Here is a 22,207-nt window from a genome sequence, read left to right on the forward strand (position 1 = left end):
TAAAGAACCAAGCTCTATATTTCTAGATGTACACCTATCTCAATTAACTTGTCTTGTGGGACAGAAAGCCTTTCAGAGGTACGCAAAGCATTTCGACTCAATAAGATGAATATTCTCGCTTTCATATCATGCCAAAGGTTTTTGGGTTTTACTTTTATTCTTTCCGCTGACATAAAAAATACGGTTTCAGCCGGGCATAAACACAGCTCTTTGGTACAGCAAGCATGATAGATTTGCTCGATATCCAATGATTCTTGATATCCTACGTGGGCTATCATTTGCCAAAAAGTGTTGGAGAGCTGTTTGAGCTCTACTCGTTTGAGTGGATGAACATGAGCATGCTCGGAGTATTTGAAAGTCAGTAGGATATTTCGTTCATGCAAGGTTTCATTGTATTTCAAATTGTTGATGAGTGATGAAGGCGCTTGTTGCTCGTTACGTGCAAGGTATACCGCAGTACCAGAAGCGCGAGTCCAATTTTTTTTCTCCAGTCCATTTACCATCGCCTCTACTGATAAAGGATGTTTGGTCAACATTGCCAAACGTTGTTTTTCTTGATACCAGTTGACCATGAGTAAGAAAACTAGGGTGCCGATAGTCAATGGTAGCCAGCCACCGTCGGTGAATTTTAGTGAGGTTGATGTGAACATCAACGTGTCGTAGGTGACCATAACAGCGGCATAAAGCACCACGTGAATAATTGGCCAGCGCCAGTGATACATCGCAACAACTATTAGTAACAACGAAGAAATAAGAATAACGGACGTTACCGCAATGCCATAGGCTGCAGCGAGCCTAGCTGAGCTGCCGAAGGAAATGACGACGGCGACGACCAAAACGAAGAGTAGGAAGTTTGCGATAGGTACATAAATTTGCCCTTGCTCTTTTGTCGAAGTATGGGAAATTCGAACAGGAGGAAGGAAGCCTAAGTTTATGGCCTGACGTGTTAAAGAAAAAATACCTGAAATGACGGCTTGAGAGGCAATCACAGTTGCGAACGTGGCTAAAACTACCAAAGGTAACTGAAGCTTCGGTGATACCAGCAAGAAAAATGGCTGGCTAATCGATGAAGGGGTGCTTAACACTAATGCACCTTGGCCAAAATAATTGAGCACAAGACAAGGTAGAACAAGGAAAAACCAAGCTAGGCGTATAGACTTTATTCCGAAATGACCCATATCAGCATATAAGGCTTCTACGCCAGTTACAGCGAGAACTACCACACCAAGAGTAAAAAGAGTTTCCAGCCCATGAAAGCGAACAAACTCTAACGCATAGTAAGGGTTGATTGCCTTTAGAACAAAAGGGTTGTGGTAGATAGAGACCAGTCCAGTGATCCCGATGCACAAAAACCAAGTCAGCATGACAGGGGCAAAGAATTGACCGATTTTTCCCGATCCCCATTTTTGAATAGCGAACAAGCCACATATGATAGTGATGGATATCGGTATAACGAAATCGTGCAAACTTGGGTTTACAACATCAATGCCTTCAACCGCGGAAAGGACAGACATTGCAGGGGTAATGATGGCTTCCCCAAAAAAGAACCCTGCGGAAAGCATACCTAAAAACAGCACCCATTTTTTGAGTGTACTTGGTGCTACTCTGTGAGCTAGGGAAGCGAGAGTCAAAATACCGCCTTCGCCATCACTCGAAGCACGAGTGACTATAGCGAGGTACTTGATCGACACTGTGATAATGAAGGTCCAAAAGACGAGAGACAAGGTGCCAAGAACATTGCCATTAGTGATTGTAAGAGAGTGTTCACCATCAAACATAGCCTTAAAAGCATAGAGTGGGCTAGTTCCAATGTCACCGTATACAACCCCAACACATAGGTAGGTTAACACCAGTAAAGATTGCTTTTTGTTTTGCATTGCTTGTCATATCTGTGTCTCAAATTGGGCTAGAGACACATTACCTCATAACATAATTATCGGCTGGTAGGGTAACAAGGAGAATATAAAGTAGGCGTAAAGTTCACGGTAGAGATATAAAGAAAGTATAAAGATTTTTGCATAAGAGACACTTACATTGGCATTTTTTTAAGTGGTCTTGTAGCGTGAAATCAGGGTTCACGGAGGTGATTTATATAAAAAAAGCCCACGATACAATCGCGGGCACAATCTATGTCCTATATGAAGAGGCGGACAAAAGTTAGTTGGCTATGGTGCAACACTTTCGTACAAAAGCATTGCGTTATGACTCCTACTATAAGGCTCATAACGTGTTAGGAATAGAAGCAGTAGTCAGCCTCTATTCTTAAGTGGCGCTTAAAGTAAGTGCCAATGTGATCATAATACATATGACAATATTGGTTGTAAAGTGACAATATTTGCACTTATACGTATTTTTTTATGAAAAACACTCACATCATAGATGAAGATGGAGTTGAAAATTGATAATATTGGTATTTTTATAGGTATGATAATGACGTCGTACTAGTTAACGAGTATGGCTGTTGTTATAATTTTGTAATTCTTAGAATATAAATATGGTATGGAAAAATAATGCCTCAGTCTCCTGAACAATTCTCAGAGCAGTCTCCTAATATTAGACTTCGCACTGCGAGAATCTCCAAAGGGTACCCTAACGCTAAGCACTTTGCAGAAAAGAACGGGCTTATTTATACAACATATATAAAACACGAAAACGGAAAGCTGGCACTGACAAAAAAAGCAGCACAAAGATATGCAGAAATTCTTCACATTCCTAGCGAGTGGCTTCTTACTGGAGAAACCGTTGTTGAGAATGAGAAGAATAAAAACACTACGTCTAGATCACTCAAAGAGAGAGTTATGGAGCCGGCGTTATTTCCATTTGCGTTAGCTTCAATTTGTAAGTCGATTGGCAAGTTTGACGAAGAGATTGATTACCAACTGTTATATGAAAAGTGTAAAAATATTATTTCTCAAATTATCGCTGAAACGGATGATATGGAAAAGTCAAAAGACTGTATTATGACCATTTCAACGATGCATAGTGATGAGCTTAAGACGGCCATTTTGAAGGGCAAGCAGAAATAATACCCAGATCATGCCAGCTTTTTGAAAAGTTATCGATTATCTGTAAGTGTCCATCGTTGAGTACGATTTCATCGATGCTTGGTATTTCATAGTCATAAAACTCACCAATTTTTTTATCAAAAAGGCTGAGTATAAAAGCTCCTATATTTAGAATTTCCTCGGCATTATTAAAAAAAGTCAGCATGTTTTTCATGTTTGAACATTTCGATGCAACCGCGACATTGAGGTAGCAATCACCAATTGGGTGAATAAACGACATCCCCGAATACAGATTGTGCAATGTCTCTTTAAAGGAAACAGTTTTATTGTAGCTCCATACATTCTGGTCTGGGCTGATCATACGCCATGGAACAACAGGTAACCCCTCTAATTTCCATGGTGCTAAAGCATTTTCGTGTTTGCCCATTTCTAGTTCGGTATAGCTTTTTATATAGTTGACATTAGGGCACAGATTAATGATTTGTTTATTAGGTAGGATGAAATTAACAGCAAAATGATCGAGGCAACCATAGCGCCTGAAAACGTAATCTATACACTTTTGGGTGATTTCCTTTTGCCAAAGAACGGTAGGCAAACTGCTAAAGTTTACTGTCTCTATCATTCCAGCCCCTTTGCACAATCCACAATCGAATGAGGGCTGGAATGTTATCACCTAATCAATAGGTTTCATAGCTATTAACTTATAGACTTTCGTTGACTACTTTTCTTTCATTCTTAACTAAAAAAATCGAAATTATTGCGACAATACATAGGACAGATAAATATATTGCTATAGGCAATAAAGAGTGCGTTGAAAGATAGTGAATAATGATCACTGGCGATAAACCACCAAATATTGCTGCCGAAGTATTGAATGGCAAAGCGACGGCTGAGCTTCTCACTTCATACGGAAATAAGTTATGGTATAAGTTAGGCAGGGGCGCAAGGATAAAGGCGATAATACAGGCTCCAACTAAAGCCAATAATATGCTGGTACTTTCTCCACCCAGCATTCTGGAGTTCAGAAGTAAGACAAGTACAGGCACAATTGCTATAAAGAAAAACTTCAATGCCTTAGTTGTCATTTTTGTCGAGTAGACAATGGATGCAAGAGGTATACAAATAATGATCGCTAAGAGTAAGAAAGAATTTAAACCTACTGAACTCATCGCGTGCTCGAATGATTCTGACTGACTTAACGACCAATTGATCACGCAAAATGAAAACGCGTAAAAAATAGTCTGGGCAAAAGCGTTTATGCCAAAAATAGAGAACAGGCCTCTTTTATAGTCATTAAACACTGTCTTGTAGTGTTTAAGTGGACTGACTCTTTTTTCTTTTGGCACTTCTTTATCTTCGATTACAGATTTTCTCAATGCGTAGCAAAGAATACTCGCGGGTAGACAAAGAATGAATCCTACACGCCATGACCATAGTGGAAAATATCCGATAGATATTGCGTAAGAAATTAATGAACCGACGACAGCACCTAATAACAGGCCAAACTGCGCACTTGCGTAAGATAAACTACTGGTGAATTTTCTAGTCTTCTCATTGGCTTCTTCGCCGAGGTAAACAAGAGAAGTCGTAAACTCACCACCTCCCGATAGCCCTTGCATTGCTCTACAAAGGAAAAATAGGAAAAATGCGAAGCCACCGACGACATCTGAGCTAGGAATCAACGCCAGCAAAGTTGTACCGAGGGACATCATTAATACCGAATACAGCAACGCTTTTTTTCTGCCGTACATATCACCTATATAGCCAATAATGATCGCGCCAATTGGTCGAAAGAAAAAGCCGACGGAATAGACAAGAAGCAGGTTTATCCAGCTATTTTTATCGTTTCCTGCATAGCCTATACTTTTAGCCACTGAGCTTGATAAATAGATGAATAGCGCAAACTCATACCACTCGATAATATTGCCGCCCAAACAAGCCTTAATGTTTTTATTTAGTTTAATCATGACGTTATTTATTTTGAAGTTATTGTGTTTAGTTGTTGTTGGATATCTTCAAGAGCTTCACTTGTTGCGCTGTTCTGCTCTCTAGATAGTTTTAGAGCCCATTTCCCTAGGGAGGAGTAAACGTCCTTGAGCATGCCATTATCATTTTTTAGGGCGTCTATATGTTTTTTTATTGTTTCGCCATCGCCTCGAGCAATGGGCCCTGTTAAAGCGGCGGTGGTCCCCAACTCAAAAATGTTGGTTATGGTTCCCCGCACAATTGGCTCCATCACTTTTAAAGCCTCATCCCTATCTAGACCAGAATCCATATACATTGATGTTGACGCTTCCATAAGTGCGACCAAGTTATTGCATGCCATAACTGTTGCGCCATGATACATGGCTTTTTTGTCGGTATTTATATTAAATATTTGCCCTCCTATTGATTGGAAACATTTGTCCAATAAGTTGAGTGCTGCCTCATCTCCTTCAACACCGCAAAAAGTACCGGCAAAATTTGTGATAGCAATAGATGGGTCGGCGAAGCTTTTTACTGGGTGCACGCTAGCTATATGGCAACCTTTTGTCTTGGCTTGTTCAAAAACAGTTGAAGGAGCAACGCCACTGCAATGAAATATCACGCTGCCTTGCTTAAAGATATGACTTTCCAATATTTCGTGGCAAGTGTCGCTTAGAGCATTATCTGCCGTCGTTACCATGTATATATCGGCTTGATCTAGCTTGCTCAAAGCGTCTACTGGTGTGCCTTCACCAATAAATAAAGTTGATTGATGCGCACTAGACAGACTCCGATTGTAAACAGAACCAATCTTGAAAATGTTGTTATCTGAAAACAGCCGTCCTAGCGTTTTACCGACTCTCCCTGCACCTATAATATTAATCTTCATTTGTATCCTAACCTAGTAATAGCCTAACCAGCGTATGTCGCGCTAATGTGATGCATCCTAACCCAGCTCATCATAATATCCGACTTTGCAATATCTGCTAGATACGAGCTCATTTCGGTAAACTGCTCTTTTGTTGCGATATTTTTATTAATTAGCTCATCTTTAAGATCATTTAAGGTCATGTGATACATGAGCCTTTCTTCAGGGCTGATCAATACAGGTTGAGATAAATAATGATTAGTTAAGGTAAAACCAGAGTGTTTTAAGTTGCGTTCCACTCTATATGCGATATCGCAATCCCTATTATTTGTTTCGAAGCACGCCCGACCCCAACGAAAAAACTCATTAATCTTCGCGTCGTCAGGGTAGGTAAATAAAGAGCTGTCATAAATAGCAGGTTCTTCACAAACAATTACGCCGCCTTTTTTGATTTTTGCAGCCACCTTCTTTATGGCTTCATCCGCATTTTTTAGGTGATGGAGCATCATGCGTATATATATGAAATCAAACTTTTCATCCAAACGGTCGATATGATTAATATCCAGTAGTCTAAATGATATGTTTTCAACCTCATTACGTGCTAAATTCTCTTTTGCTTTGTCTAGCTGTTCCTGACTTATATCAGATACCACTATCTCGCCTTCAGCACCAACTTGCTCTGAAAGATATTTGGTCATCGGGCCGGTTCCACAACCAAGTTCTAAACCTTTCATACCTGACGTTATTCCTGACTTACGGATCAGGTTCTGTCCCTCTCTTTCATACAATGCGCTTTGCAACTCCAATCGAGATTGAGCCGTTGGAGAAGTAGATAAAATGTACTTTGATTTCAAATGAGTATCCTTATTTTTCTCGAACTGTATCACCAATATGATCAACTAAATTATTACGATTCAAATCCGTAGAAAATATTATCTAATCTATATATGCCCGATTATATTCTTTCACAGTCGATGGTGTAACGTGTTGACTCTTTATATACGTCATTTCTTGTCACGGAAAGTATGCTTCGAATACTCGAGAAACATACACGCGACAGCTTAGGCGTTCAACTCATATTCTTATACATAAGCCTGATGTTCTAAGCGGTCAGTGTGTATATGAGCGAGTGGATAAAAATAGCCCACTCGCTCCTTTATCAGGGTGAGAAGTGACCGTTCAGTCAGGTTTTGACCGATTTTTCGTGGCGTTTGTACACTTTCCTCATAAACGGGCCTTGATCTTAGATTTTATGTGACTAAGCGCACGTTGAGTAATTCATCACTCTTTTAAAGTCTCGTTAGACACAAGAATGAGGATAGAAGAGGGGAAAATGGCTGGTTCAATTGTTGGTAACATCGAACATTCTACTCATCAGGAAAATAGCTCACAAACCACAAGAAAATTACCGTTTTTACTGCTGTGTACGCTTTTCTTTTTATGGGCTCTTGGCAATAACTTAAACGACATACTCCTACCTCAGTTTCAAGCGGCCTTTGATCTAAATAACTTTCAGGCCGGTTTAATTCAAAGCAGTTTTTATTTCGGATACTTTATTATTCCGCTCCCTGCAGGAATGCTGATGAACCGATTTGGCTACAAAGCTGGAATTTTAGTTGGGTTGCTCTGTTTCGCTTTAGGTGCTTTAACCTTTATCCCAGCTTCCGCTGCAATGAGCTATGGACTTTTTTTGTTTGGTTTATTCATCATGGCTGCGGGGTTGGGGCAATTAGAAACTGCGGCGAATCCGTTTGTAATGGCTTTAGGGCCCAGAAAAACGCAAGGCTTCAGGATAAATGCTGCTCAATCTTGCAACTCTTTCGGTTCTATCATTGCGGTGTTATTTGGGCAGTCATTGATTCTAAACGGGGTGCAGCACAAAACAGCAGCTGAATTAGCTAAGATGTCCTCTATACAGGTAGCCCACTATAAACATGAGTTGGTTGGCACGGTACAAATGCCTTATTTGATTATCGTTGTAGTGGTTGCCTTAATCATGCTGGCGATTAGCCTAACCAAGTATCCCAATATTAAAGAAGGCCAGTCTACGTCTGAACAAAATGAAAAACCTGTAAAATTTAATGAAGCTTTTAAACATTTAATACGAGCGCGTAATTGGCGATGGGCGGTTATTTCTCAGTTCTGTTATGTCGGAGCTCAAACGGCGATATGGTCGTACATGATTCGATACGGTGTCAGTGAGTTAGGCATCAGTGCAGCCGATGGAGCCAATTATCTTACCGCAACCATGTTCTGCTTTTTTGGTGGTCGTTTAGTTGGAACGTATCTAGTCAAACGTTTTGCTGAAGAAAAAGTGTTAGCTTACTTCGCTGCTGCCAGCGCAATTTTATGTGCTATTTCAGTTTACTTTGGTGGCAGTATTGGCCTAATCGCCATTGTGATTAGTAGTGCTTTTATGTCCATTCAATATCCAACAATTTTTTCCATTGGAATCAAAGGACTTGGGAAGTATACCAAGTTAGGCGCGTCAATGATTGTGATGGGGATTATTGGTGGTGGTCTTGTTACACCAGCGATGGGGTACGTAAGTGATATTGCACACCGAATTCCTACTGCTGAAATTATCCCTATGATTTGTTTTGTGGTTATCTTCTATTTTGCCACATACAAATCCCAACCTAATCAGTCTTACTAAGGTACCACTATGTCAAAAATAAAAATTGGTATTCGCCCTACAATTGACGGAAGAAGAGAGGGTGTTCGAGAGTCTTTAGAGCAACAGACGATGGATATGGCGTTTGCGGCTAAAAACTTGATAGAGGCGAATGTTCGTCATGCTGATGGAGTGGCAATTGAGTGTGTGATAGCAGAAGGGACGATTGGGAGTTATACAGAAGCTGCAAAGTGTGCGGAGTCTTTTAGACAACAAAACGTTACAGCAACATTAACGGTTACTCCGTGCTGGTGTTATGGCACTGAAACGATGGATCTCGATGAGCATACAGAAAAGGCCGTTTGGGGATTCAATGGAACTGAGCGTCCGGGGGCAGTTTTTCTCGCTGCAGCCATGGCTGGTCATGCACAGTTTGGCCGACCTGCATTCGCCATTTATGGTGAAGAAGTGCAAGATGCTGACGCTAATGATATCCCGGAAGATGTTAAAGAAAAGCTTTTAAAATTTGCTCGTTCTGCGGTAGCTGTCGGTTCAATGAAAGGCCAGTCTTACCTCTCTATGGGCAGTGTTTCGATGGGTATAGCAGGTTCAGTGGTTGACCCAGATTTCTGGCAAAATTATTTGGGTATACGCAATGAATACGTGGATATGTCAGAAATAAAACGACGCCTTGAGCTAAACATTTTTGACCCTGAAGAATTTGAAATTGCGTTTAAGTGGGTAAGGGACAATTGCGCTGAAGGGAAAGATTACAATGACACTCCAATGACGGAAGCGCGAAAAGCCAAAGATTGGCAAACGTGCGTGAAAATGGCGCTTATTATGCGCGATCTCATGGTGGGAAACCCGAAATTAAAAGCGTTGGGATTTGAAGAAGAATCTCAGGGTCACAATGCAATTGCTGGCGGCTTTCAAGGCCAGCGCCATTGGACAGACTTTATGCCAAATGGTGATTTTGCTGAAGCAATTCTCAACTCTTCTTTTGATTGGCATGGCGTCCGAGAGCCTTTAGCTATAGCAACAGAAAACGATAGCTTGAATGGGGCTTGCATGGTTTTCGGTAAGCTTTTAACTGGAAAAGGACAAATATTCTGTGATGTGCGGACATATTGGTCGCCAGACGCTATAGAAAGAGTCAGTGGCTTCAGGCCTGAAAATGGCGTAATACATTTGATCAATTCAGGCTCGGCATCTCTTGATGGTTGCGGTGAAATGACCGATCAGGAAGGCAATCCGACGTTAAAACCACATTGGGAAATGACATCAGAAGATGCTGAAAAATGTATCCAATCTGTGGAGTGGAGCCCAGCTATCTTGGAGTATTTTAGAGGAGGCGGTTTCTCTTCTCATTTCCTCACAAAAGGTGGAATACCGTTCACCATGTATCGCCTGAATCTAATCAAAGGCTTAGGTCCAATATTGCAAATAGTTGAAGGCCACTCTATCAGCCTACCAGAAGAAGTGAATCGCACGTTAGACGAGCGTACTAATCCGACGTGGCCAACTACATGGTTTGTACCACGGCTTACAGAAAAGAGCCAAACTAACAGTGTTTATAAAGTCATGGCTAACTGGGGAGCGAATCACTGTGTGCTTACTCACGGGCATATCGGAGCCGATTTGATTACGTTAGCTTCTATGCTGCGTATACCTGTAGCGATGCATAACATTGAAGATAAAGATGTTTTTCGCCCACATGCATGGGGAGCGTTTGGTCAAGACATGGAAGGCCAAGATTATCGTGCGTGTCAAAACTATGGTGCTAAGTATAAGTAGCGGCTTCAGTGACTAGGCGGGGTTATCCCGCCTTTGAGGAAATTATGAGTGTAGTTATTGTTCTAGATTGTGGGGCAACCAATATCCGCGCAATTGCTGTTTCCAAGACAGGCCGAATCGTAGCCCAACATTATTTAAAAAATGATACTCAGCCTTGTTGTGAAAATAAAACACACCTTACTTGGAACTTCGACGAAATTTGGCAAAAGCTATCTGATTGTACTCGTTCAGTAGTGAAGCAAATCAGCGAAGAGAAAGTCATTGGGCTAGCTGTTACCACATTTGGTGTAGATGGAGCGCCATTTGATAATCAAGGAGATCAGATTTACCCCGTTATATCCTGGAAGTGTCAGAGAACAATTCCACTGATGAATAAAGTCGAATCAGACTTAAACAGGCTGGAATACTACCGGAAAAACGGGATAGGGGATTATTCATTTAACACGATGTATAAGCTGTTGTGGTTAAAAGAAAGCAAGCCAGAAGTCTATAAGAAAATCGACAAGTTTGTTTTCATTTCTTCCATGATAGCAATGAAGTTGACCGATAAATGGACAACAGATGCCACTATGGCTGGTACGTCTATGTTGACTTCTCTGTCGAGCAATACTTGGGATGAAGGTGCGCTGGATTACCTTGGTTTGCACCGTCAGCAATTTCCTCCGTTGATCAATGCTGGTGATAAAATTGGAGGTCTCACTCAAGCCGCTGCCGAGCAACTTAATTTAGTTCAAGGCCTACCGGTGATATCTGCTGGACACGATACCCAATTTGCACTTATTGGCTCAGGAGTTAGCGAAAATCAAGCATTTTTGAGCTCAGGTACATGGGAGATACTCATGGCCAGAAGCCAAAAGCCAGACCTGACAGAACAAGCATTGAAAAGGGGAGTGACCGTAGAACTCGATGCTATACGTGGATTGTACAACCCTGCAATTCAGTGGCTCTCTTCAGCAATTGTAGAAAAAATCGCAGCTTTGTTTTTTTCCGATGTTGCCGAAGATCAGCTTTATGAAACCATGGTAAGGGAAGCAAAAGCCGCCGATGTTTCTACCAACCCTATTCAAGTCAACGCGGACTTTTCTATTAATACTGACTCGATAGGTTCAGGTTGGATTCGAGGCTTGAATTTGAGTACTACAAGAGGGCAAATCTACTACCAAACTTTGCTCGATCTAAGTCAGCGCTTTAAGCGAAATTTCGACTATATGAATACGTTTTGTAAGTTTAGTGATGAGCCTGTCATAGCGGTTGGTGGTGGTACAAAAAACTCTCTATGGAATCAACTTAGATCTAATGCAATAAACAAACCGATAGCCATCGTTGATTGCTGTGAAGCAACTGTTTTAGGTGCTGCAATGTTCGCTTTCTATGGGGTGGGCGAGTTCCAAAATATTCAACAAGCGCAGGATGCCTTAAAGCCTCGAACGACAATGGTATATCCACTCTAGATTTGCTGATGGACTATGGCTTTGAGAGCAGAGTTGGGCAGGCAAACAATATTCGAAAAATTTCAAACAGCAATTTTCAATAGTTTGTGAGGTTAAAAATGATAAGAGAAGAGTTAGCACAACAACTAATACAAGCGTGCCTAGATATGGACCGCTTAGGTCTTAACCAAGGTACGGCAGGAAACATCAGTGTGCGTTTTGACAATGGTATGTTAATTACGCCTACTGGTATTGAATACGACAAAATGAGAACAGAACAAATTGTCTACGTCGACACACATGGCAATTTTGAACAGGGTAAAATTCCTTCATCAGAATGGCAATTCCATATGTCATGTTATAACGCACGTGAGGATTGTAATGCAGTGGTACACAACCATGCTATCAACTGCTCAACTCTAGCGATATTAGAGAAACCTATCCCAGCGATTCACTACATGGTAGCGGCGTCAGGGGCGAAAGAAATTCCACTTGTTCCATACGCAACCTTTGGGAGTCACGAGCTTTCCGATCTTGTCGAAGAAAATATCACTAAGTGCAAAGCATTGTTATTGGGTCATCACGGTTCTATTTCTATTGGGGAAAACCTACATAAAGCCATGTGGTTGTCTCAAGAAGTCGAGACACTCGCAGAAATGTACGTCAAGGCACTTTCTACTGGATTGGAGCTCCGAGTTCTTGATGACAAAGAGATGGATATCGTTCTAGAAAAATTCAAAAGTTATGGCTTAAAAGTCGAAAAATAGTTGGAGTAGATATGTCTTTTGTATTCAATCTTCCCAGACGTACATATGCTGGAGAAAACGCTTTGATAGATGCTTTAGGCGAGCTGGAGCATCAAGCTATAAACAAAGTAATGGTTGTCACGGAAGAACCATTGATTAAGTTGGGCCTTTTGGATCAATTGCTGACAAAACTTGAGATTCTTGATATCGATTATGAGCTATTTGACCAAGTGAAACCCAACCCAACCGCCGAGATTGTTCGCCAGGGAGTATCTTCATATACCGAAGGCTCTTGTGCTGGAATCATTGCAATTGGAGGTGGGAGCTCTATAGACACTGCGAAGGCTATCAGGCTAGTTGTGGCAAATGGAGGAGATGTATGTCAGTACAGTGGAGTCGGTACCAGTAAGCATCGAGGTGATTTCTTTATCGCAGTCAGCACAACGTCTGGCACCGCAGCTGAGATGACTTCTGCTTCTGTCATCACAGATCAAGACAATAGCGTTAAAATGGTATTAATTGATGCGAACCTAATCCCTGATGTATCTGTTATCGACCCAGCATTATCTGCTCAGTTACCAAAAGGTGTGACTGCAGCGACTGGTATGGATGCTCTCACGCATGCTATAGAAGCTTATGTCACGCCTGGTGCATATACGTTAACCCAGCCAGCTGCATATGAAGCGATTCGACTTATCAGCACATATCTTCCACAAGCGGTAGAGAATGGAAGTGATAAAATCGCACGAGAAATGATGGCAAACGCTCAGTTTTTAGCCGGAATGGCATTTAATAGTGCGGGATTAGGCGCTGTCCATGCTTTGGCTCATCAACCTGGAGCGACCCATGATTTACCTCATGGTGTTTGCAACGCAATCTTGCTACCGGTAATTAGTGAATTTAACGCTGAAACAAACCCAGAAAGCTATCGTGGTGTTGCGTCTGCTATGGGAGTCAGCACTCATGATCTTAACGCTAAGGAAGCAGCATGCGCCGCAATTGACAAGATAAAAACGCTGTCAAAACAAGTGGGTATCCCTAGTGGATTTAGTGAACTGGATATTCGTAAACAAGACATAGAACAATGGATAGATAAGGCGATGCAAGACCCTTGTATGGCTGGAAATCCAAGAGCTATGAGCCGCAATGATGTCATTGAATGTTATCTGAAAGCGTTGTAATTCTCCGCTTCTGTTTGCAAACTAGCGGTAGTTTACTGCCGCTAGTAAGTTGATTATGGATACACTGAAAAAAAACCGTCTATCTGCTCGCCAAATAGACATCGTTGAGTATGTAGAAAAACATGGTCAGGTAAAAACGTCAGACGTGGCCAGTAATTTTGGAATATCAATTGAAACGGCAAGACGCGAAATAAATAAACTGCGCAGTGGCTACATCACCCGAGTTCATGGCGGTGCGAAAGCCCGTCCTCATGATGACATTGGATTTCATTACTCCAAGCGTTCAAGAGAGAACGTAAAAGTAAAAGAAAAATTGGTCGAGCAAGTGTTAGAGCTTATCGAAGAGAATATGGTGATTTGTTTAGATGCCAGCTCGACGAGCGCTATCTTAGCTAATTTGATCCCGAATATTAGCGTGACTATCGTTACCAATTCCATCTACATCGTAAATGCCCTTTCAAGTAAAGACAAGATATCAGTCGTATGTGCTGGGGGAAATTACTCAAATAAATATAAGGCAAATCATGGTACTAAGGCGGTTAGGTTTTTTTCGGAGTACAATTTTAACCTATGTATTATGTCTTGTGATGGTTATGAGGTTGGCTGTGGGATTTGGGAAAGCAATGAATTTGAAGCTGAAATCAAGACAGTGATGCTAGAAAGCACTGACAAAAAGATACTTGTTGCAGACAAAAGCAAATACAACAAACGCAGCCTAATTCGATTGGCGAGTGTTGGGGATATGGACATATTAGTTTCTGATGTCGAACTTTCTATGAGAGAACAGTTAACCTTGCAGGACCAAAACGTGCATTATCTAGGCATATAAATAACCACCTATCAGTTAGAATCGTTAAATTGATAACCAATTGATGAAGCAAAAATTGAAAACGAGTAACACTAAAATCCATTTAGGCTTTCAATGAGTAAGGAGTCTAAGTGTGATAGCATAAAAGTACCTCCATTACGCGATAGCCACTACTTATGAAAATTTTTAGCAATTTCGAAAGCGGTAACATTCATGTTGTTTCTGCTGATTCTGCTCAAGACATTCAATTAACTATTCCAGCGGACAACCAAACAGACATTTCACAATGGTTTCATTTTCGTTTAGAGAGTGAAGCGCAGCAAGCACATCACTTTACGATTAGTGAACTGGCAACTTCTGCTTACCCAGAAGGTTGGAAAGGTTATGATGTCGTTGCTTCTTACGATCGTGAGGAATGGTTCCGTGTTCCAGCTGATTTTGATGGCAATAAGCTGACTTTTAATATTATTCCTGAGCAAGATTCAACGTATTTTGCTTACTTCGCACCTTACTCATACGATCGTCATCAAGATCTGTTGCACAGTGCGCAGATGGACCCCGCATGTAAACTCGAAACGTTAGGGTATACGCTAGATAACAATGACATTAGCTTGTTGACGATCGGCGAGCCTAGCCCTGAAAAGAAAAATATTTGGGTTATTGGGCGTCAGCATCCGGGTGAGACCATGGCTGAGTGGTTTATCGAAGGCTTTTTGCAACGCTTGCTTGATGAAACAGATACGGTTGGTCGAGCACTGGTTGATCAAGTGGTCATTCGAGTGGTGCCGAATATGAACCCAGACGGAAGCATTCGTGGACACCTGCGTACAAATGGCATTGGTGTGAATCTAAATCGTGAATGGCAAACACCATCTATGGAGCGCAGCCCAGAAGTGTACCTTGTTAGAGAGCGTATGCTTGAGACTGGCGTTGATATGTTTTTGGATATCCACGGCGATGAAGCTATCCCATATAACTTTGTTGCCGGTTGTGAAGGGAACCCTTCCTACAACGAGCACATTGCGCAACTGGAAAATCACTTTAAACAGGCGCTACTGACAATTACTCCAGAGTTCCAAGATGACGTTGGCTATGACAAAGATGAGCCGGGCAAAGCCAACCCCACAGTGGGTTCAAATTGGGTAGGAGAGCAGTTTAAGTGTTTGTCTTACACTGTGGAAATGCCATTTAAAGACCATATTAGCCATGCAGACGAGCTTTATGGTTGGTCACCAGAGCGCAGTGCAGCATTTGGTCATGACATGCTAGCTGCAGTTTGGGCCATGGTTGATAAACTGTAATTAAAAAGCCGAGCCTACTCTTTGAATAGGCTCGGCGGATTGCAAGGCTATTTTACTTCTCTATATTGAAGTGAATAAATTGGCTACTGCCATTGTCATTGTCGCTAACAAAGATACCTGAAGCGGAATGACTATCTGATTTTTCTATCGCAACGGCTTCAATCTTGGTAATCACGGTCTTATTCTGTTTCTTAAGAAGCTGCATGTATGGACTCAATGATTGCGCATTTGATGCGCTTGTGTCCGCTTTTAAAGCGTCAATTGGCAGCACGCCGACAAACGATCCTAATACTTGTCCGTCATTGATCGCATCACTTTTTCCTTCCACTGAGGCGGAAAGTACCAAACTGTTAGTTTGTGGCCAGTAATCTACGCCGGATAGTGTTGACTCAACGCCATCAATTTTAGGTAGCGTGACAAAATAAGCTTCTAGTGAAGTCAAAGAGCTCGACTGATTGCTAATGAAGGCAAAAAACTGCTTCAAATCCATCTCGAATATTATGTTTGTGCCAGAGTTACCACGATTGAAGATAAATATCTTGTTATTCGTCGTTGCTACACCTTCGATGTTTATGTGTTGTTTTGAATTAAAACCGGAAACTTTATATAGTTCTTTGTATAGCAATGTTAGGTCAAATACTTGCTTATTATGACCTTTTAGATCGATCAGATACCCAGAGTTTCTCGTCGACTTACTGCCAGAACCAAGAATTAAGAACTGTTCCTCTCCAGAGTAGTTTACTTTACTCATTGCTTCATAATCAGGCTTGATATCCTTATTGATTCGACCAGACTCGTTAAGAGGGTAATGTTTTATCAATGTTTTGCTTTTTATGGCATAGTTTTGATCATTAACATTGAATAGCCATGGTTCATCATCACCAACAACAACAAGGTTGTTAGTGTTGGCAATAGCTCCAGAGCCAGAAGAAAGGTTTTTATTCGTCTCGGGCTTCGAAGTAGTTATCTTGAATTGGTTGTTTGGAGTATTAGCACTACAAGCACCAAGTAAAAGTATAAAAGGTAAGAAGCTAGCTTTATGTATTGGTTTCATACATCCACCGTTAAATTTGTTTGGTCTAATAATTGGGTGAAAGTATATTAATTTTTTACAGAACGTTGTTTGATATTTATTTGTAAAATTAATGAAATGAAATCAATCGTATGGATAATATTCGGGCGGGTTGTAGAGACTAAAGTGGAAAGCCAGTAAATCAGAAACAATGGAAGGCATTTAGGCTTATCCACTTGTGTGATGAGTAAAGTTAAATACGACTATTTTTCAGGTATAGACAGCAACACCAACAATGCTCCATCACCGCCAAATTCTAGTGGAGCTTGATGAAATGCCATAACATCTGGATGTTGTGCAAGCCATAAAGGCGCTTTCTGCTTGAGGATGTGCTTGCCGATACCATGCTGGACGCAGGCACAGTGCACATCATTTTTCACGCAGTAAGCGATCATTGCTCCCAGCTCTTTTTTGGCTTCTTTTTGCGTCATTCCGTGCATATCCAGAAATACGTCTGGAACGTATACCCCGCGACGTAAGCGCTTAACCTCATATTGCGAAACACCATCTCTCGCGTAACGGGTCGGGCCGTCTTCATTTAGTAATGGCACAAACTCATCTGAAAAATAAAACTCGCTATCGCTCGCTTCTCTAGCGGTTTTTATCTGCTGTTTCTGTTTAACATTTTTGGTTGGCTGTTGGATTATGGTATCCTGACGCAACTTTTTTACGCCCTTTACTGCGTCTCTGAATAAGTTGAAATCGTCGTCGTGTTCGTTGTCGTTTTGGCTCATAAGGATAAAATTAAGAGATCGAATTATCAGTATTGTAGCGCTTTTGGGAGGCAAATTTGGATAAGATTTTTATAGAAGAGGCTGTATCGGAGCTACATACTCTTCAAGATATGGTTCGTTGGACTGTCAGTCGATTTAATGCGGCAAACTTATTTTATGGGCATGGTACTGATAATGCTTGGGATGAAGCGGTCCAATTAATTTTGCCAACGCTATATCTTCCGATCGATATCCCAGCCCATGTGATGAACTCTCGCTTAACCAGTAGCGAGCGATTACGTATCGTGGAGCGAGTAATAGAGAGAATTAATGAGCGTACGCCAATTGCTTACCTCACTAACAAAGCTTGGTTCTGCGGCTTAGAGTTTTTTGTTGATGAGCGAGTTCTGGTACCTCGTTCGCCAATCGGTGAGTTGATTGAAGCGCAGTTCAAACCTTGGTTAATCGAAGAACCTGTTCGTATTATGGATATGTGCACGGGTAGTGGTTGTATTGCTATCGCCTGCGCGCACGCTTTCCCTGAAGCAGAAGTCGACGCGATCGATATTTCTGCTGATGCTCTACAAGTCGCGGAGCAAAATATCCAGGACCACGGAATGGAGCAACAAGTTTTCCCTATTCGCTCTGATTTGTTCCGTGATTTGCCAAAAGAGAAATATAACCTAATCGTGTCCAACCCTCCATACGTGGATGAAGAGGATATGAATAGTCTGCCTGAGGAATTTACTCATGAGCCAGAGCTTGGTTTAGCGGCTGGGACCGATGGACTAAAGTTGGTTCGCAGAATATTAGCCAATGCACCTGATTACCTAACCGAAAAAGGGATACTCATTTGTGAAGTGGGTAATTCCATGGTTCACATGATGGAGCAGTATCCGCAAATACCATTCACGTGGTTAGAGTTTGAAAATGGTGGCCACGGCGTGTTCTTACTGACTCGCGAGCAACTTATCGAGCATGCGGAAGAGTTCGCTCTCTACAAAGATTAACGGCTAAATTGTTGAGTTACCTTAAAACGCTGAGTCTTATGACTTGGCGTTTTTTCTTTTACAGCCAAGTAGAACGGGCTTAGTTAAGTTTAACTCTTTACAACAAATGTTAATAAAGCCACTATGTTGGCACGAAGAATAGAAAACAGACATTCTGAATTAAAAACATTCAGAAGCATATGTAATAGAGGACACAATGGCAGGAAATAGTATCGGACAACATTTTCGAGTGACGACATTTGGAGAAAGCCACGGTATCGCGCTCGGATGTATTGTAGATGGCTGTCCTCCTGGATTGGAGATAACAGAAGCTGACCTGCAAAAAGATTTAGATCGTCGCCGTCCAGGTACGTCTAAATATACCACTCAACGCCGCGAACCTGATGAGGTGAAAATTCTATCTGGTGTGTTTGAAGGTGTGACTACTGGAACATCAATTGGGTTGTTGATTGAGAATACCGACCAGCGCTCAAAAGACTACTCAGAAATCAAAGACAAATTCCGCCCGGGCCACGCTGATTACACTTACCACCAAAAATATGGTGTAAGAGATTACCGTGGCGGTGGCCGCTCTTCGGCACGTGAAACGGCAATGCGAGTTGCTGCTGGTGCGATTGCGAAGAAATATTTGAAGCAAGAGTTTGATGTTGAAATTCGTGCCTATTTGTCGCAGATGGGTACTGTCTCGATTGATAAAGTTGACTGGCAAGAAATAGAAAATAACGCTTTCTTCTGTCCAGATGCAGACAAAGTGGCAGACTTCGACCAGCTTATTCGCGATTTAAAAAAGCAGGGCGATTCAATTGGTGCCAAGCTTCAAGTTGTCGCGACCAATATTCCGGTTGGGCTAGGTGAGCCAATTTTTGATCGTCTAGATGCAGATATTGCACATGCGCTCATGAGCATCAATGCTGTAAAAGGCGTCGAGATCGGCGATGGTTTTGATGTGGTTTCACAAAAAGGTAGCGAACATCGTGACCCGCTTACACCGACAGGTTTCGCAAGCAATCATTCTGGCGGAATCCTAGGCGGTATTTCGACTGGACAGGATATCGTTGCCAACATTGCGCTAAAGCCAACGTCGAGCATTACCGTTCCCGGTGAGACGATAAATAGAGCCGGTGAGCCAACGCAAGTTATCACCAAAGGCCGTCACGACCCATGTGTTGGTATTCGAGCGGTGCCAATTGCAGAAGCCATGCTTGCCATTGTGTTGCTTGATCATTTACTGCGTCATCGCGGACAAAATCATGGTGTAACAACCGAAACGCCAAAAATCTAAACTTGGTACGACATGAAATAGCAAAGGCCCTCGATAAACATCGAGGGCCTTTCTATATTTGCTTAATATTTATCAAAGCTGATCAATGAAGAGGCTCTTCAGACTCCAAATGAAAGGTCGGCAAACGCCAATGAAATTTGAGCGCAGACATTCGCACGCTATAACCAATAATTAGGGTAACTAAGGTCGCGTAGATATCAGCGACACCTAAATGTAAAAGCTCCATATATAAGCCAGATGCTAAAAAAGCGACTGAAGCGTATAATTCTTTATGTAAAATCAGTGGGGTACGTCTACAAATTAAATCACGAAGTAAACCACCGAACACGCCAGTGACAACCGCAGAAACAAGGCAAATAAGAGCAGGGTGGCCAGTTGCTATTGCTACTTTAGTTCCGATAATACTAAATACAACTAGCCCAAGCGCATCGAGTCTTAGAAACAGCCCTTTCATCCGAATTACCCATTTTGCAAGTACTGTCGTCGTAATCCCAGCAATACAGGTAATGGCTAAATATTGCGGGTGTGCAACCCATGAGACCGGGAAATGTCCCAACAGAATGTCTCGCGCAGTGCCTCCACCAATAGCAGTCACACTCGCTACAAACATGACACCAAACCAGTCCATTTTCTTTTGACCAGCATTCAGCGCACCTGTCATGGCTTCAGCTGTGATGCCTATAATATACAAAATACTGAGCAGCATATTGCAACCTCGCGAGATCTTAAGACCTATGTTTATTCAGTGGATAAAAATGAAGCGAGAGTGTATTCCTAAAGGCTGCTTTTGACGAATGAGATTTTATAGGGATAAAGGTGCTTTTCGGATAAGAATTGCTAATATCAGCAAGAGTCTCTGTTTACCTTATTGCAGAAAAAAGAGAGAATACGGGCGAAATTTTTAACGTATATTCATCATGACTCATCAGTACCAAGATTTAATCTCGCTTTTTAACGATACCTTTTATGGTGACTACAACACCAAGCTTGTCCTTGGTGGCGATGAGCCCATTTATCTCCCTGCTGATGAAAACACTTCATATCATCGAATTATTTTTGCGCGTGGTTTTTATGCCTCAGCATTGCATGAAATTGCTCATTGGTGTGTAGCAGGACCAAAACGACGTTTAATAGAAGATTTTGGCTATTGGTATGAGCCTGATGGTCGTGACGAAGTGACACAAAAGCAATTTGAGCAGGTTGAAGTACGTCCTCAAGCGTATGAATGGATTCTATCGAAAAGTGCAGGCTTTCATTTCAATGTCAGCTGCGATAACTTGCATGGCGAATTTGAACCTGACCGTTTGTCTTTTATGGAACAAGTGCATCAAGAAGTACTAGCCATTTTGCAAGCAGGGTTGCCCAAACGAGTAAAAATGTTATCTGATGCTTTGCGCCATTTCTATTCCGTACCGGAATTGAGTGCCCAAGACTTCCTTGTTAATTACTAAACCCGATTGAGATAAGAACATACATGATATTCGAAGTTGAAGAAAAATTATTAGAGTTAATTGATACACGAATCGAAATAGCATCTGACGATGAATTGTTTGCAGGTGGTTATCTACGTGGACATATTTCACTTTCTGCTGCTGCTTGTGAAGAGGAAGGGATTGGCGATTTAGATGAACTGAAAAATCGCATTGTGGCAAGTTTGGAAGGTGCTCGCAGTGAATTATCTCCAGCGGATCAACAGATCGTTAATGACTTGTGGTTAGATCTCGCTAGCCAAGTGTAGAAAGGCGAAAGTTCATCATTCGAATTTCTTGAACATGATAGTAAAATTTCTTTCATTGTTATGCATTATGATTTTGCTATTCTAACTAGCAAATAATCAAAGTGCAGGAGTAAAGTCATGAAAGTTGTCGCATTTGGAGCAAGCACAAGCTCAACCTCTATCAATAAAACGCTAGCAAACTACACCGCGAACTTAATCGAAGGAGCTGATGTAACAGTCCTTGATTTGAACAAATACGATGTGCCTATGTTTAGTGAAGACTTAGAAAAAGAGATCGGTCAAGCTGAGGGTGCAAAAAGCTTCTTAGATGATTTGGCTGCTGCCGATGCTTTTGTTATATCTTATGCAGAGCATAACGGCCATTATCCAGCGGCTTATAAAAATTTGTTTGACTGGGCTAGCCGTATCGAAAGAAATGTTTTCAATGACAAACCAGCCATTTATTTAGCGACTTCTCCAGGTCCAGGTGGTGCACAATCTGTACTTTCGGCTGCAACTGCTTCAGCGCCACATTTTGGTGCTGACTTGAAAGCCTCAGTGTCAGTTCCTAGCTTCTATGACAACTTTGATGCTGAACTCGGTGAAATCACCAATGAAGAAATTCGTGAGAAAATAAAGCAAGCGACTAACCTCATTGCTTAATCAAATACAGTGTATAACGCCAGCAACAATGCTGG

The 22,207-nt window shown here is 41.6% G+C and carries 21 protein-coding genes; 13 read left to right on the forward strand and 8 right to left on the reverse strand.

Translation table 11 applies throughout. The annotated features are described in order from the left end of the window. Window positions 1-14: 14 nt before the first annotated feature. Entirely contained in the window at window positions 15-1,877 is a 1,863-nt protein-coding gene (locus tag ACM2FC_RS18970; protein ID WP_498482575.1) for a potassium transporter Kup, read from the reverse strand. 633 nt (window positions 1,878-2,510) lie between these two features. Here ACM2FC_RS18970 and ACM2FC_RS18975 point away from each other — a divergent pair. Beyond that, a complete protein-coding gene (locus tag ACM2FC_RS18975) occupies window positions 2,511-3,026 on the forward strand; it encodes a helix-turn-helix domain-containing protein (RefSeq protein ID WP_498482576.1) in 516 nt (171 codons plus the stop codon). Here the strand turns inward: ACM2FC_RS18975 and ACM2FC_RS18980 are convergent. The 4 genes from ACM2FC_RS18980 to ACM2FC_RS18995 all read right to left on the reverse strand — a co-directional run bounded on the left by ACM2FC_RS18980 (window position 2,992) and on the right by ACM2FC_RS18995 (window position 6,692). Next, window positions 2,992-3,627 (reverse strand): hypothetical protein, encoded by a 636-nt coding sequence (locus ACM2FC_RS18980; RefSeq protein ID WP_498482577.1) that lies wholly within the window; start codon window positions 3,625-3,627, stop codon window positions 2,992-2,994. The two genes, ACM2FC_RS18975 and ACM2FC_RS18980, sit on opposite strands and share 35 nt — an antisense overlap. A gap of 79 nt (window positions 3,628-3,706) precedes the next feature. Beyond that, window positions 3,707-4,972 carry an MFS transporter gene (locus ACM2FC_RS18985; RefSeq protein WP_498482578.1) on the reverse strand — a complete coding sequence of 422 codons (1,266 nt, stop codon included), beginning with the start codon at window positions 4,970-4,972 and terminating at the stop codon, window positions 3,707-3,709. An 8-nt stretch (window positions 4,973-4,980) separates the two neighbouring features. Beyond that, window positions 4,981-5,859, reverse strand: a complete 879-nt coding sequence (locus ACM2FC_RS18990; protein ID WP_498482579.1) for a Rossmann-like and DUF2520 domain-containing protein — start codon at window positions 5,857-5,859, stop codon at window positions 4,981-4,983. 23 nt (window positions 5,860-5,882) lie between these two features. Next, complete coding sequence (locus ACM2FC_RS18995) at window positions 5,883-6,692, reverse strand: class I SAM-dependent methyltransferase (protein WP_498482580.1); 810 nt, start codon at window positions 6,690-6,692, stop codon at window positions 5,883-5,885. A gap of 479 nt (window positions 6,693-7,171) precedes the next feature. Here ACM2FC_RS18995 and fucP point away from each other — a divergent pair, with 479 nt between their 5' ends. The 7 genes from fucP to ACM2FC_RS19030 all read left to right on the forward strand — a co-directional run bounded on the left by fucP (window position 7,172) and on the right by ACM2FC_RS19030 (window position 15,715). Then, on the forward strand, window positions 7,172-8,494 hold the full coding sequence (gene fucP / locus ACM2FC_RS19000) for an L-fucose:H+ symporter permease (protein WP_498482581.1): 1,323 nt from the start codon (window positions 7,172-7,174) through the stop codon (window positions 8,492-8,494). A 9-nt stretch (window positions 8,495-8,503) separates the two neighbouring features. Beyond that, window positions 8,504-10,249 (forward strand): L-fucose isomerase, encoded by a 1,746-nt coding sequence (locus ACM2FC_RS19005; RefSeq protein ID WP_498482582.1) that lies wholly within the window; start codon window positions 8,504-8,506, stop codon window positions 10,247-10,249. Window positions 10,250-10,293: 44 nt separating this feature from the next. Continuing rightward, window positions 10,294-11,700 carry an L-fuculokinase gene (gene fucK, locus ACM2FC_RS19010; RefSeq protein ID WP_498482583.1) on the forward strand — a complete coding sequence of 469 codons (1,407 nt, stop codon included), beginning with the start codon at window positions 10,294-10,296 and terminating at the stop codon, window positions 11,698-11,700. 98 nt (window positions 11,701-11,798) lie between these two features. Next, window positions 11,799-12,446, forward strand: a complete 648-nt coding sequence (locus tag ACM2FC_RS19015) for an L-fuculose-phosphate aldolase (protein WP_498482584.1) — start codon at window positions 11,799-11,801, stop codon at window positions 12,444-12,446. An 11-nt stretch (window positions 12,447-12,457) separates the two neighbouring features. Then, window positions 12,458-13,606 (forward strand): iron-containing alcohol dehydrogenase, encoded by a 1,149-nt coding sequence (locus ACM2FC_RS19020; protein WP_498482585.1) that lies wholly within the window; start codon window positions 12,458-12,460, stop codon window positions 13,604-13,606. Between the two features lie 55 nt (window positions 13,607-13,661). After that, window positions 13,662-14,435 carry a DeoR/GlpR family DNA-binding transcription regulator gene (locus ACM2FC_RS19025; RefSeq protein WP_498482586.1) on the forward strand — a complete coding sequence of 258 codons (774 nt, stop codon included), beginning with the start codon at window positions 13,662-13,664 and terminating at the stop codon, window positions 14,433-14,435. Window positions 14,436-14,590: 155 nt separating this feature from the next. Beyond that, on the forward strand, window positions 14,591-15,715 hold the full coding sequence (locus ACM2FC_RS19030; RefSeq protein ID WP_498482587.1) for a M14 family metallopeptidase: 1,125 nt from the start codon (window positions 14,591-14,593) through the stop codon (window positions 15,713-15,715). A gap of 52 nt (window positions 15,716-15,767) precedes the next feature. On the opposite strand, the gene ACM2FC_RS19035 is transcribed toward ACM2FC_RS19030, so the two are convergent. Together ACM2FC_RS19035 and smrB are read right to left on the reverse strand one after the other, a co-directional pair. Continuing rightward, window positions 15,768-16,769, reverse strand: coding sequence for a DUF6929 family protein (locus tag ACM2FC_RS19035; RefSeq protein ID WP_498482588.1), 1,002 nt, complete (start codon window positions 16,767-16,769; stop codon window positions 15,768-15,770). Window positions 16,770-16,990: 221 nt separating this feature from the next. Then, a complete protein-coding gene (smrB, locus tag ACM2FC_RS19040; protein WP_498482589.1) occupies window positions 16,991-17,521 on the reverse strand; it encodes an endonuclease SmrB in 531 nt (176 codons plus the stop codon). Window positions 17,522-17,577: 56 nt separating this feature from the next. Here smrB and prmB point away from each other — a divergent pair, with 56 nt between their 5' ends. Both prmB and aroC read left to right on the forward strand, forming a co-directional pair. Beyond that, window positions 17,578-18,510 carry a 50S ribosomal protein L3 N(5)-glutamine methyltransferase gene (gene prmB, locus ACM2FC_RS19045; protein ID WP_498482590.1) on the forward strand — a complete coding sequence of 311 codons (933 nt, stop codon included), beginning with the start codon at window positions 17,578-17,580 and terminating at the stop codon, window positions 18,508-18,510. Between the two features lie 196 nt (window positions 18,511-18,706). After that, the gene (gene aroC / locus ACM2FC_RS19050; protein WP_498482591.1) at window positions 18,707-19,792 is read left to right on the forward strand and encodes a chorismate synthase; all 1,086 of its coding nucleotides are present in this window, start codon (window positions 18,707-18,709) and stop codon (window positions 19,790-19,792) included. Window positions 19,793-19,874: 82 nt separating this feature from the next. Here the strand turns inward: aroC and ACM2FC_RS19055 are convergent, their stop codons facing one another. Next, window positions 19,875-20,498 carry a trimeric intracellular cation channel family protein gene (locus ACM2FC_RS19055; protein WP_498482592.1) on the reverse strand — a complete coding sequence of 208 codons (624 nt, stop codon included), beginning with the start codon at window positions 20,496-20,498 and terminating at the stop codon, window positions 19,875-19,877. Between the two features lie 211 nt (window positions 20,499-20,709). Here ACM2FC_RS19055 and ACM2FC_RS19060 point away from each other — a divergent pair, with 211 nt between their 5' ends. From ACM2FC_RS19060 to ACM2FC_RS19070, 3 genes are all read left to right on the forward strand, one after another. Further along, entirely contained in the window at window positions 20,710-21,243 is a 534-nt protein-coding gene (locus ACM2FC_RS19060; RefSeq protein ID WP_498482593.1) for an elongation factor P hydroxylase, read from the forward strand. Between the two features lie 23 nt (window positions 21,244-21,266). Next, window positions 21,267-21,530: a YfcL family protein gene (locus ACM2FC_RS19065; RefSeq protein ID WP_498482594.1), complete on the forward strand. Its 264-nt coding sequence runs from the start codon at window positions 21,267-21,269 to the stop codon at window positions 21,528-21,530. Between the two features lie 117 nt (window positions 21,531-21,647). Beyond that, window positions 21,648-22,172 carry an NADPH-dependent FMN reductase gene (locus tag ACM2FC_RS19070; protein WP_498482595.1) on the forward strand — a complete coding sequence of 175 codons (525 nt, stop codon included), beginning with the start codon at window positions 21,648-21,650 and terminating at the stop codon, window positions 22,170-22,172. Window positions 22,173-22,207 lie beyond the last annotated feature (35 nt).

It is taken from the genome of Vibrio sp. A37, from assembly GCF_059777565.1.